The 12,823-nt window shown below is 72.5% G+C and carries 10 protein-coding genes; 9 read left to right on the top strand and 1 reads right to left on the bottom strand.

Annotated elements, in window-relative coordinates; all coding sequences use genetic code 11:
- The 3 genes from glgX to treZ all read left to right on the top strand — a co-directional run.
- The coding region (gene glgX, locus AC1DUQ_RS06790) for a glycogen debranching protein GlgX (RefSeq protein ID WP_477073541.1) at positions 1-1,873 on the top strand (1,873 nt) is incomplete at its 5' end.
- On the top strand, positions 1,870-4,380 hold the full coding sequence (treY, locus tag AC1DUQ_RS06785; protein WP_477061833.1) for a malto-oligosyltrehalose synthase: 2,511 nt from the start codon (positions 1,870-1,872) through the stop codon (positions 4,378-4,380). The genes glgX and treY, both read left to right, overlap by 4 nt.
- 5 nt (positions 4,381-4,385) lie before the next feature.
- Complete coding sequence (gene treZ, locus AC1DUQ_RS06780) at positions 4,386-6,173, top strand: malto-oligosyltrehalose trehalohydrolase (protein ID WP_477061832.1); 1,788 nt, start codon at positions 4,386-4,388, stop codon at positions 6,171-6,173.
- On the opposite strand, the gene zapE is transcribed toward treZ, so the two are convergent.
- Positions 6,170-7,204, bottom strand: a complete 1,035-nt coding sequence (zapE, locus tag AC1DUQ_RS06775; RefSeq protein ID WP_477061831.1) for a cell division protein ZapE — start codon at positions 7,202-7,204, stop codon at positions 6,170-6,172. The two genes, treZ and zapE, sit on opposite strands and share 4 nt — an antisense overlap.
- Before the next feature lie 351 nt (positions 7,205-7,555).
- On the opposite strand from zapE, the gene AC1DUQ_RS06770 reads away from it, so the two are divergent.
- The 6 genes from AC1DUQ_RS06770 to AC1DUQ_RS06745 form a co-directional block, all read left to right on the top strand.
- Positions 7,556-9,214: a nitrite/sulfite reductase gene (locus tag AC1DUQ_RS06770; protein ID WP_477061830.1), complete on the top strand. Its 1,659-nt coding sequence runs from the start codon at positions 7,556-7,558 to the stop codon at positions 9,212-9,214.
- Positions 9,211-9,369 carry a hypothetical protein gene (locus AC1DUQ_RS06765; RefSeq protein WP_477061829.1) on the top strand — a complete coding sequence of 53 codons (159 nt, stop codon included), beginning with the start codon at positions 9,211-9,213 and terminating at the stop codon, positions 9,367-9,369. The genes AC1DUQ_RS06770 and AC1DUQ_RS06765 overlap by 4 nt, the downstream gene beginning before the upstream one ends.
- Complete coding sequence (locus tag AC1DUQ_RS06760) at positions 9,366-10,058, top strand: phosphoadenylyl-sulfate reductase (protein ID WP_477061828.1); 693 nt, start codon at positions 9,366-9,368, stop codon at positions 10,056-10,058. Before AC1DUQ_RS06765 ends, AC1DUQ_RS06760 begins: the two co-directional genes overlap by 4 nt.
- Entirely contained in the window at positions 10,055-10,957 is a 903-nt protein-coding gene (cysD, locus tag AC1DUQ_RS06755; protein WP_477073540.1) for a sulfate adenylyltransferase subunit CysD, read from the top strand. The genes AC1DUQ_RS06760 and cysD overlap by 4 nt, the downstream gene beginning before the upstream one ends.
- Positions 10,957-12,399: a sulfate adenylyltransferase subunit 1 gene (locus AC1DUQ_RS06750; RefSeq protein ID WP_477073539.1), complete on the top strand. Its 1,443-nt coding sequence runs from the start codon at positions 10,957-10,959 to the stop codon at positions 12,397-12,399. The genes cysD and AC1DUQ_RS06750 overlap by 1 nt, the downstream gene beginning before the upstream one ends.
- On the top strand, positions 12,396-12,823 hold a 428-nt coding region (locus AC1DUQ_RS06745; protein ID WP_477073538.1), incomplete at its 3' end, for a precorrin-2 dehydrogenase/sirohydrochlorin ferrochelatase family protein. The genes AC1DUQ_RS06750 and AC1DUQ_RS06745, both read left to right, overlap by 4 nt.

Here is a 12,823-nt window from a genome sequence, read left to right as displayed (position 1 = left end):
CACGATGACCTCCGTCGTCATCAACCCGTACTTCGACTGGGGCCACGACCGCCCGCCGCAGCACGAGTACCACGAGTCGGTCATCTACGAGACGCACGTGCGCGGGCTCACCATGCAGCACCCCGCCGTGCCCGAGGAGCTGCGCGGCACCTACGCGGGCCTCGCCCACCCCGCGGTCATCGAGCACCTCACGTCGCTCGGCGTGACGGCGGTCGAGCTCATGCCCGTGCACCAGTTCGTCAACGACCCGTCCCTCGTCGAGAAGGGCCTGTCGAACTACTGGGGCTACAACACGATCGGGTTCTTCGCGCCGCACAACCGCTACGCCGCGTTCCAGCACGCCGGCCAGCAGGTGCAGGAGTTCAAGGCGATGGTCAAGGAGCTGCACGCGGCCGRCATCGAGGTGATCCTCGACGTGGTCTACAACCACACCGCCGAGGGCAACCACCTSGGCCCGACRMTSARCTTCCGSGGCMTCGACAACGCCRMSTACTACCGGCTCGTCGACGAGGACCAGGCGCACTACTTCGACACGACGGGCACCGGCAACTCGCTGCTCATGCGCTCTCCGCACGTGCTGCAGCTGATCATGGACTCGYTGCGCTACTGGGTGCTGGAGATGCACGTCGACGGGTTCCGCTTCGACCTGGCCGCGACGCTCGCCCGCCAGTTCCACGAGGTCGACCGCCTGTCCGCGTTCTTCGACCTGGTGCACCAGGACCCGGTCGTCTCGCAGGTCAAGCTCATCGCCGAGCCCTGGGACGTGGGCGACGGCGGCTACCAGGTGGGCGGGTTCCCCCCGCTGTGGTCGGAGTGGAACGGCAAGTACCGCGACACCGTCCGCGACTTCTGGCGCGGCGAGCCGTCGACGCTCGGGGAGTTCGCCAGCCGCCTGTCGGGCTCGTCGGACCTGTACGAGCACACGGGGCGACGACCGATCGCGAGCGTGAACTTCTTCACGGCCCACGACGGCTTCACCCTGAACGACCTCGTGTCCTACAACGAGAAGCACAACGAGGCCAACGGCGAGGGCAACAACGACGGAGAGAGCCACAACAGGTCCTGGAACTGCGGTGCCGAGGGCCCGACGGACGACGCCTCGATCAACGCGCTGCGCGCGCGTCAGCGCCGGAACTTCCTCACCACCTTGCTGCTCTCGCAGGGTGTCCCGATGATCGCGCACGGCGACGAGCTGGGCCGGACCCAGCAGGGCAACAACAACGTGTACTGCCAGGACAGCCCGATCTCCTGGGTCGACTGGGACCTCGACCAGGAGAAGACCGACCTCCTGGAGTTCACGCGTCGGCTCGTGCGCCTGCGCCAGGACCACCCCGTGTTCCGGCGGCGCCGCTTCTTCGCCGGCGAGCCCGACCTGTCGGACGAGTCCGACCTGCTCGACCTGGCCTGGCTCGCGCCGGACGGTCACCACATGCGGGACGAGGCATGGGCCGCCGACCACGCGCGTGCCGTCATGGTGTTCCTCAACGGCGACGCGATCGCCGAGCCCGACCTGCGTGGCCAGGAGATCGTCGACGACAGCTTCCTCGTGCTCTTCAACGGGCAGCCCGACGCCGCCACGTTCACGCTCCCGCAGAGCCGGTTCGGGGACGTGTGGACCGCGGTCGTGGACACGGACTCGCAGATCGAGGCCGGGAGCAGGGTCGCGGCGGGAACCAGCCTCGAGCTCCGGGAGAAGTCGATCATCGTGTTCACCCGTCCCTCGATCGCTCCGTCGCCGACGTCGTCGGGCATCGGTGCGGTCGCGACGGCGGCGAGCGAGGCGGCCAAGCAGACCAAGAGCCGACGGCAGCGCACGGAGTCCGCGGACGAGAAGCCGAAGCGCCGGACGACGAAACCCCGTCCCAGCGCATGAGCGAACCGCGCCCGACGCCCACCCGCCGGCTGCCGACGGCAGGCAGGCCCGTGCCGGTCTCCACGTACCGCGTCCAGCTGGGCACGGACCTGACCCTCGACGACGTCGCGGCGCGAGTGCCGTACCTCGCCACGCTCGGGGTGACACACGTCTACCTGTCGCCGATCCTGCGTGCCGCGCCGGGCTCGACGCACGGGTACGACGTCATCGACCACGACGAGATCGCCCCCGAGCTCGGCGGTCTGCCCGCCCTGCGCCGGCTGGCCACGACCGCGCGCGACTCCGGGCTCGGCCTGGTGCTCGACATCGTGCCCAACCACATGGCCGTCCCGACGCCGGTCTGGCACAACAAGGCGCTGTGGTCCGTCCTCGCCGAGGGCCCGGACTCCCCCTACGCCGACTGGTTCGACGTGGACTGGTCCGCGGGTGACGGCGCGGTGCTCATGCCCGTGCTCGGCGACCGCATCGGGGCCGTCCTCGGCCGCGACGAGCTGGCTCTGGACGAGGTGGAGATCCCGGGCGAGGGAACACGCACCGTCCTGCGCTACTACGACCACGTCTTCCCCGTCCGTCCCGGCACCGAGTCGCTGTCGCTCGCGGAGCTGGTCGAGCGCCAGCACTACCGCCTGGCCTACTGGCGGGTGGCCGACGAGGAGCTCAACTACCGGAGGTTCTTCGACGTCGGGACCCTGCTGGCGGTCCGCGTCGAGGACCCGGCGGTGTTCGACGCGACCCACGCGCTGGTCCTGTCCCTGCTCGAGGACGGGACGATCGACGGGCTGCGGATCGACCACCCCGACGGTCTGGCCGACCCCGCCGGCTACCTGGCACGGCTGCGCGAGGCGAGCGGTGGCGCCTGGGTGGTCGTCGAGAAGATCCTCGAGGGCGCCGAGACCCTGCCGCCCGACTGGGAGACCGCGGGAAGCACCGGCTACGAGGCGCTCTGGCGCATCCAGGAGACCTTCGTCGACCCCGGTGGTGCGGCCGTCCTCGGCGCCGTCATGCACCGCCTCACCGACGACACGTCCGACGCCTTCCCGGCGATCGCGGAGCAGGCCAAGCGCGAGATCGTCGACGGCCCCCTGTACGCGGAGGTGCACCGGCTGACCTCGCTGGCGGCGGACATCTGCCGCGACGACCTGCGCCTGCGCGACCACACGTGGCGCGCCCTCGAGGACTGCCTGATCGAGCTGCTCGTCGCGTTCGACCGCTACCGCGCGTACGTCGTGCCCGGCGAGCCGGTGCACCCCGAGTCGCTCGACGTGATGCAGACCGCAGCGGCCCACGCGCGTGCGCGGCTCTCGCCGGAGCGCAGCGAGACCATGGACGTCGTCGTCGACCTCCTGCTCGGCCGCGAGGTCGGCAGCGCGGGGCGGACCCGCAGCGCCCGGCGCGACGAGCTCGTCGTGCGGTTCCAGCAGACGTGCGGCGCCGTGATGGCCAAGGGCGTCGAGGACACGGCGTTCTACCGCTGGACCCACCTGACCGGCCTGTGCGAGGTCGGCGGCGCACCGGAGCAGTTCGCCCTCACCCCCACCGACCTGTCCGCGTGGGCCGCCGGGCAGCAGGTTTCCGCGCCCCTCGGCATGACCACGCTGTCCACCCACGACACCAAGCGCGGCGAGGACGCCCGGTCACGGCTCGGGGTGCTCAGCGAGCTCCCGCGGGAGTGGTCCGCGCTCGTCGACGGGCTTCGCGCCGCCTCCGCGCCCTATCGCAGCGCCCTGCTCGACGGCCGCACGGAGTACCTGCTCTGGCAGACGCTCGCCGGCACGTGGACCGACGACGGCCCGATCGCCGAGGACCGGCTGGTCGAGTACCTGACCAAGGCGATCCGCGAGGCGAAGAGCCGGACCACGTGGACCGCGCCCGACGAGGCGTACGAGCGCGCCGTGCTCGACGCCGCGCGGCAGGCGCTGCTCGACCCGACGGTCGCCGGGCTGTTCGGCGGCTGGGAGGTCCGGACCCGCGCGGCCGTCCGTGCGGCGACCTTGGGCACGAAGCTGGTGCAGCTGACCCTGCCCGGCATCGCCGACGTCTACCAAGGCACCGAGGTCCCGAACCCGGTGCTGGTGGACCCGGACAACCGCCGGTACGTCGACGTCGGTCCGCTGGCCGCCCGGCTCGCGCGGCTCGACGACGGCGCCGGCCCCCGGGACCTCGCCGACGAGAAGCTGCTCGTCACCTCGCGCGCGCTGCGCCTGCGCCGCTCCCTGCCCGAGGCCTTCGTCGGACCCGACAGCGGCTTCCTGCCGCTGGCCCACTCCTCGGGGCACACGCTCACGTACGCCCGGACCGTGGCGGGCGATGCTCGCGTCGCCGTCGTCGCCACCCGGCTCGCCGCCGCGGTGGACCGCCTCGGCGGCTGGTCGGACCACACGGTCGCGCTCCCTGACGGCGACTGGCACGACGTGCTCACCGATCGGCCCGTCGCCGGCGGCGTGGTGGACGTCGCCCCCGTGCTCGACCGCCTGCCCGTCGCCCTGCTCGTGCGGGCGGAGAGCTGACCCCGGTGCGGGCTCGGGTCTGGGCACCGTCGGCGTCGCGCGTCGACCTCGTCGTGGGTGCGTCGCGCACGCCGCTCTCCGCGGAGGACGGCTGGTGGTCCGACGACAACGACCTGCCGCACGGCACCGACTACGCGTTCTCGGTGGACGGCGGCGATCCCCGCCCCGACCCGCGCAGCGCCTGGCAGCCGTCCGGGGTGCACGGACCCAGCCGGGTGTTCGACGCGTCCGCCTTCCGGTGGACCGACGACGGGTGGGCGGGCGTCGACGCCCTCGGGCACGTGACGTACGAGCTGCACGTCGGCACGTTCAGCGCCGAGGGCACGTTGGGCTCCGCGATCGACCACCTCGACGAGCTGGTCTCGTTGGGTGTCGACCTGGTCGAGCTGATGCCGGTCGCACCGTTCAGCGGTGTCCGGGGGTGGGGCTACGACGGCGTCGGCACGTTCGCGGTGCACGAGCCGTACGGCGGCCCCGCGGCGCTCCAGGCCTTCGTCGACGCCGCGCACGCGCGTGGCCTGGGCGTCTGCCTGGACGTCGTGCACAACCACATGGGCCCGTCCGGCAACTACCTGGGCGACTTCGGTCCGTACTTCACCGACGCGCACCAGACCCCGTGGGGCTCCGCGATCAACCTGGATGGGCCCGGGTCCCCCGAGGTCCGCCGCTGGGTGTGCGACAGCGCGCTGCGCTGGTTCCGCGACTTCCACGTCGACGCCCTGCGCCTGGACGCCGTCCACGCACTCATCGACTTCTCGGACCGGCACCTGCTGGCCCAGCTGTCCGACGAGGTGGCCTCGCTGTCGATCGAGCTGGGCAGACCGCTCTCCCTGATCGCCGAGTCCGACCTCAACGACCCCGTCTCGGTCACCCCGACCACCGACGGCGGCTGGGGCATGACCGCGCAGTGGGACGACGACGTGCACCACGCGATCCACGCCTTGGTCACGGGCGAACGGCACGGCTACTACGGCGACTTCGGCTCCCCCGAGGTGCTGCACAAGGTCATGACCGGCGTGTTCCTGCACGACGGCGGGCTCTCCACGTTCCGCGGCCGCGACTGGGGCCGACCCGTCCCGCCCGGCACCGACGGCCACCGGTTCGTCGTCGCAGCGTCGACCCACGACCAGGTGGGCAACCGCGCCCTCGGCGACCGCCCGTCCGCCCGCCTCGACCCCGGCCGCCTCGCTGTGGAGGCTGCCCTGGTCCTGCTGTCCCCGTTCAGCCCGATGCTGTTCATGGGCGAGGAGTGGGGCACCCGCACCCCGTGGCAGTTCTTCACCGACCACCCCGAGCCGGAGCTTGCCGCCGCTGTGCGTGACGGCCGCCGGCGCGAGTTCGGTGGCCACGGGTGGGACGTTCTGTACGGCGGCGACATCGAGGTGCCCGACCCGCAGGCGCCGGACACGGTCCGCGGCAGCGTCCTCACGCGCGACGAGCTCGACGACCCGGCGCACCCCGAGCACCGCCGACTGCTGGACTGGTACCGGACGCTGATCTCCGTGCGGCGGACCGTCCCCGACCTGGCGGCCGGCGACCTCGCGGCGACCGACCTGGTCTGGGGCGGAGCGACCGAGGGCGGACCGCAGGACGTCCCGTGGGACGGCTGGATGGTGCTGCACCGCGGCTCGGCGCGCGTGGTGATCAACCTGTCCGGCGAGGAGGTCGCGATCCCCGTGCACGCCGACGGCCCTGTCGACGTGGCGGCGGCGTGGGACCCGGCGACGGTGGAACCGACGCCGGGAGGGGCGCTCGTGCTCACCCGTCCGCGGTCCGTCGTCGTCCTCGCCTAACCGACGAGCGCGGCACCGTCTGCGGCGAGCGAGCCGAGGCGCGAGAGCGCGCGGTAGTACTTCTTGCGGTAGCCGCCGGCGAGCATGTCGGCGGAGAACAGATCGCTCTCCCCCGCGCCGCCCAGCAGCACGGGCACGTCCCGGTCGTACAGCCGGTCCACGAGCACGACCAGCCGCAGCGCCACGTCCTGCGTCGGCACGGCGTGGACTCCCGTGAGCGCCACGAGCCCGACACCGTCCAGCAGGGCGCCGTACCGGCTCGGGTGCACGGTCGCCAGGTGCGCCAGCAGGTCGCCGAAGTCGTCCAGCGTCGCGTCCTCCCGGCCGGCCGCCGCGGCCCGCACCGCGTCGTCCGACAGCCCCTCGGCGTCCGTGACCACCGCGCGGTGCCGGTAGTCGACCCCGTCGATGCGCAGGACCTCGAACCGGTTGGCGAGCGCCTGGATCTCCCGCAGGAAGTCGTCGGCGGCGAACCGGCCCTCTCCGAGCGATCCGGGCAGGGTGTTCGACGTGGCGGCGAGGGCGACCCCGCGGTCGGCGAGCTCGCGCAGCAGGCGGGACATGAGGACGGTGTCGCCGGGGTCGTCGAGCTCGAACTCGTCGATGCAGACGAGTCGGCGCGTGGCCAGCGCCTCGACGGTGGGCAGGAAGCCGAGCGCGCCGACGAGGTTGGTGTACTCGACGAACGTGCCGTAGGCGGCGTCCTCGACCCCCACGGCGTGCGCGAGCGAGGCGATCAGGTGGGTCTTGCCGACGCCGAAGCCGCCGTCGAGGTAGATCGCGACCGGTGTCGGCCTCGCGCGCTTCAGCCACGAGCGGGACGGCCCCCGCTGGATCTCCTCCGCGGCGGCGGAGAGCCGTTCCACGGCCGCGCGCTGCGACGGGTGCGCGGGGTCGGGGCGGTAGGTGGCGAAGGACTCGTCGGCGAAGTGGCGCGGCGGGACGAGCTCGGCCAACAGACGGTCCGGCGGGACGACAGGCCGGCGCTCGGTCAGGCTGGGGGCGCCGCTCAGGGTGTCCGGGGAGGTCACGATCGAGCAGCCTACGTCGCGGTCGCGACGGCCTCGAATCGCTACCGGATTGGTCTGCTTATCGCGTTCTGGACGCGCGTCCCACATTTCGGCCGCACAATCTCATGATCCGGACGCCCTCTCCCGCGTTCCCCATGCGCGTGACAACCTCGTCGGGTGATCGCCCCCGGGTTCCGCCTCTCGTGTCGGTGCATGTGCACCGCCGCCGCGGACCTGTGCGTGTGCTGCTGTCCGCGGAGCAACTGACCCCGCCCCTCGTCCCCCTCGGGCGCGCGGTCTGCGTCCGGAGTACCGCTTCCCCGAGCGGTGGGTGCAGGCGCACGTCCACGTTCTCCCGGAGATATCGCCCCTATGGCGCACACCAGGATCGCACCGCCCGCAGCTCGCCCCGAGGGCCAGTGGGCGTTCGACCAGCGCGAACCCCTCAACGGGAACGAGCAGTTCAAGCAGGACGACGACGGCCTGAACGTCCGCCACCGGATCGAGACGGTCTACTCGCGCGAGGGCTTCGCGAGCATCGCGCCGGAGGATCTGCGCGGGCGGATGCGCTGGTGGGGGCTCTACACGCAGCGCAAGCCCGGCATCGACGGCGGCAAGACGGCCACCCTCGAGCCGCACGAGCTCGACGACGAGTACTTCATGCTCCGGGTCCGCTGCGACGGCGGCGCCCTGAGCCTCGAGCAGCTGCGGGTCATCTCCGAGGTCTCGGTCGAGTTCGGCCGGGGCACCGCGGACATCACCGACCGGCAGAACATCCAGCTGCACTGGATCCGCGTCGAGGACGTCCCGGAGATCTGGCGTCGGCTCGAGGCCACCGGCCTGAGCACGCAGGAGGCGTGCGGCGACACGCCCCGCGTCATCCTCGGCTCCCCCGTCGCCGGGGTCGCGGCCGACGAGATCATCGACGGCACGCCGGCCATCCGCGAGATCGCGGAGCGGTACATCGGCGACCCGGCGTTCTCCAACCTGCCGCGCAAGTTCAAGACCGCGATCAGCGGCTCTCCGCACCATGACGTCGCGCACGAGATCAACGACGTCGCGTTCGTCGGAGTGGTGCACCCCGAGCTCGGTCCGGGCTTCGACGTGTGGGTCGGCGGCGCCCTGTCCACCAACCCCAAGCTCGGCGTCCGGCTCGGCGCGTTCGTCACCCTCGACCAGATCCCCGAGGTCTGGACGGGCGTCGTGGGGATCTTCCGCGACTACGGCTACCGGCGGCTGCGCACGCGCGCACGCCTGAAGTTCCTCGTCGCCGACTGGGGCGCCGAGCTGTTCCGGCAGGTGCTGGAGGCCGAGTACCTGGGCTGGACCCTGACCGACGGCCCCGCTCCTCCCCCGCCGCCCACCGGCCGCCGCGACCACGTCGGCGTGCACCCGCAGAAGGACGGCAACTTCTACGTCGGCGTCGCACCGACCGTCGGACGCATCTCCGGCGAGCTGCTCGGGCAGGTCGCCGACCTGGTCGAGGTGGCCGGCTCCGCCCGGATCCGCCTGACCGTCGAGCAGAAGCTCGTCATCCTCGACGTCTCGCCGGACAAGGTCGACGCCCTGGTCGACGGGCTGGAGGCCGCCGGGCTGCACGTCCGGACGGCGAGCACGTTCCGCCGCGGCACCATGGCCTGCACCGGCATCGAGTTCTGCAAGCTGGCCATCGTCGAGACCAAGGCGCGCGCGACGCACCTGATCGGCGAGCTGGAGAACCGGCTGCCCACGTTCGACCAGCCGATCACCATCAACCTCAACGGCTGCCCCAACTCGTGCGCCCGGATCCAGACCGCCGACATCGGACTCAAGGGCGCGCTGGCGAACGGAGAGGACGGCTACCAGGTCCACCTCGGCGGCGGGCTCGGGCTGACCAGCGGGCTGGGCAAGACGCTGCGCGGTCTGCGCGTGCCGGCCGAGGAGCTGCCGGACTACATCGAGCGCGTCACGCGCAAGTTCGACGAGCAGCGCACCGAGGGCGAGCTGTTCGCGCAGTGGGCACACCGGGCGGACGAGGAGGACCTGCGATGAGCACCAGCAGCTCCGAGCGAGCGGTCCCGTACTACTGCCCGTTCTGCGCGAGCGAGGACCTGTGGCCCGCCGGCGACAAGCACGGCGAGTGGGAGTGCCGCTCCTGCACGCGCGCGTTCGGGCTGCGGTTCGTCGGGCTGGTGGCGCGCTCATGACCACGACCACGGACCTGCAGGAGCTCGCGGAGCAGGCCGGCCGCGACCTGGAGGGTGCGCACCCCGCCGAGATCCTGCGGTGGGCGGCGCAGACGTTCGGCACCGACCTGGTGCTGGCGTCCTCCATGGGCGACGAGGTGCTCGTGCACCTGGCCGCCGAGGCTGTACCCGGCATCGACGTGATCTTCCTCGACACCGGCTACCACTTTGCCGAGACCCTCGGCACGCGCGACTACTACGCCGACTTCACGAACATCGCGCTCCGCACGATCCTGCCGCTGCGCACCGTCTCCGAGCAGGACGCCGAGCACGGCGCGAAGCTGCACGATCGCGACCCGAACCTCTGCTGCGCCCTGCGCAAGGTCGAGCCGCTCGAGCGCGGCCTGGAGCCGTACACCGTGTGGATCACCGGCATGCGCCGCGAGGACGCCCCGACCCGCACCGACATCACGGTCGTGGGCTGGGACGCCAAGCGCGGCAAGGTCAAGCTCAACCCCCTGGCCGCGTGGACGCAGGACGACGTGGACGCGTACGTCGAGGAGCACCACGTGGTGCTCAACCCGCTGCGCCAGGCGGGCTACGCCTCGATCGGCTGCGCCCCCTGCACGCGAGCGGTCGCGCCCGGTGAGGACCCCCGCGCGGGTCGCTGGTCCGGTACCTCCAAGATCGAATGCGGGTTGCACACATGACGACGRCCACCCTGACGCAGCTCGACGCCTTGGAGTCCGAGGCCGTCCACGTCATGCGCGAGGTGGCCGGCGAGTTCGAGCGCCCGGTCCTGCTGTTCAGCGGCGGCAAGGACTCGATCGTCATGCTGCACCTGGCACGCAAGGCGTTCTGGCCGGCTCCCGTGCCGTTCGCGCTCATGCACGTGGACACCGGGCACAACTTCCCCGAGGTCATCGAGTACCGCGACCGCGTCGTGGCCGAGCACGGGCTGCGGCTCGTGGTGGCCAGCGTGCAGGACGCCATCGACGACGGCCGCGTGAGCGAGCGGGCCGACGGCTCGCGCAACGCGCTGCAGACCGTGCCGCTGCTCGACGGGATCACCGCGCACAGGTTCGACGCGGTGTTCGGCGGCGGGCGTCGCGACGAGGAGAAGGCCCGCGCCAAGGAGCGGATGTTCTCGCTGCGCGACGAGTTCGGTCAGTGGGACCCGCGGCGGCAGCGCCCCGAGCTGTGGGACCTCTACAACGGCCGGCACAAGCCCGGTGAGCACGTGCGCGTCTTCCCGCTGTCCAACTGGACCGAGCTGGACGTGTGGCGCTACATCGAGCGCGAGCAGATCGAGCTCCCGGCCATCTACTACTCGCACCAGCGCGAGGTCTTCCTGCGCGACGGCATGTGGCTGGCGCCCGGCGGGTGGGGCGGCCCGCGCACCGGCGAGACGCTCGAGGTGCGCACCGTCCGGTACCGCACGGTCGGGGACATGAGCTGCACCGGCGCCGTGGAGTCGACCGCGTCGACCGTTCCCGAGGTCATCGTCGAGGTGGGCGCCAGCCGCCTCACCGAGCGGGGCGCCACGCGCGCCGACGACCGCGCCTCGGAGGCCGCCATGGAGGACCGCAAGCGCGAGGGCTACTTCTGATGGGCGCCGCCTCCAGCACTGCTTCAGCGACGATCGAGGAGACCTCCACGGTGACCGAGCACGCGACGCGGGACCTCCTGCGCCTGGCCACGGCCGGTTCCGTCGACGACGGCAAGAGCACCCTGATCGGCCGCCTGCTGTACGACACCAAGTCGGTGCTCGCCGACCAGCTCAGCGCGGTCGAGGCCGCCACGCTGGCCCGCGGGGGCGGCGACGTCGACCTGGCGCTGCTCACCGACGGCCTGCGCGCCGAGCGCGAGCAGGGCATCACCATCGATGTGGCCTACCGGTACTTCTCGACGGCCACCCGGGCGTTCGTGCTGGCCGACACCCCGGGGCACGTGCAGTACACGCGCAACATGGTGACCGGTGCGTCCACGGCCGAGCTGGCGATCGTGCTGGTCGACGCGCGCAAGGGCGTGCTCGAGCAGACCCGCCGGCACGCGACCATCACGGCCCTCCTGCGGGTGCCGCACGTGGTGCTCGCCGTGAACAAGATGGACCTGGTCGACTTCGACGAGGCCACGTTCCGCGCCATCGCCGACGAGTTCACCGCCTACGCGGTCAGCCTCGGCATCCCGGACGTCACCGCGGTGCCGCTCTCGGCGCTCGCCGGCGACAACGTGGTCGACAGGTCGACGCGGACGCCCTGGTACGACGGGCCGACCCTGMTGGAGCACCTCGAGTCCGTCGAGGTGGGCCGCGACGCCCTGTCGGAGCCGTTCCGGTTCCCCGTGCAGGTGGTCATCCGGCCGCGCACCGCCGAGCACCCCGACTACCGCGGCTACGCGGGCCGGGTGGCGTCCGGGGTGGTGTCCGTCGGCGACGAGGTGACGGTCCTGCCGTCGGGCAAGCGGAGCACGGTCGTCGGCATCGACACCTTCGACGGCACGCTCACCGAGGCGCACGCGCCGCAGTCCGTCACGCTCCGGCTGGCCGACGACGTGGACGTGGCTCGCGGCGACGTCCTCGTGCCCACGGCCGCCGCGGTCACCGTCGGGTCCGACCTGGAGGGCACGGTCTGCTGGCTGGCCGAGAAGCGCAGCGTCCTGGGCGCCCGCCTCCTGGTCCGCGTCGGCACCCGCACGGTCCGGGCGCTGCTGCGCGAGGTGAACGCCCGCCTCGACGTCGACACGCTCACCGTCGAGGCCTGGGACGGCGTCGACACCCTGCACGCGGTCGACGCCACCGACACCTCCTCGGACATCCCGCCGCGCGCGCTGACGCTCAACGCGATCGGCCGGGTCAAGATCCGGCTGGCGGAGCCGATCGTGCTCGACGAGTACGCCACGCACCGACGCACGGGCGGGTTCCTGCTGGTCGACCCCGCGGACGGCACCACGCTGGCCGCGGGCATGATCGGCGCCACGCTGCTCGACCGCCTCGCGCCGACCTCGGCCGCCCAGGACGACGACGACTGGTTTGCGGGGGCGGGCATATGAGCACGCCCCGGCACCCGCTCCTGCTCGACGTCGCCGGCCGGCGCGTCGTCGTCGTCGGCGGGGGCCCTGTCGCGGCCCGGCGGGCGGCGCGGCTGGTGGAGGACGGCGCGGACGTCGTCATCGTCGCGCCGGCACTGTGCGAGGACCTCGCGGAGCACGCCGCCGCGGGCCGCATCACCTGGCGGGCACGCGAGTACCTGGCCACCGACCTCGAGGACGCCTGGCTGGTGCACACCGCGACCGGAGACCGTGCGGTCGACGACGCGGTGGCGGCGGACGCCGAGGCGTCGCGGCTCTGGTGCGTCCGGGCGGATGACGCGAGCGCGTCGAGCGCCTGGACCCCGGCGGTCGCGCGGTCCGGTGACGTCACCGTCGCCGTCGGCACCGGCGGAGACCCGCGCCGGGCCGTCGCGCTCCGGAACGC

The sequence above is a fragment of the Cellulomonas sp. P4_B5_2 genome (genome assembly GCF_056402235.1).
The sequence above is the reverse complement of the archived record's forward strand: the minus strand, read 5'-3'. Positions and strand labels throughout refer to the sequence as shown.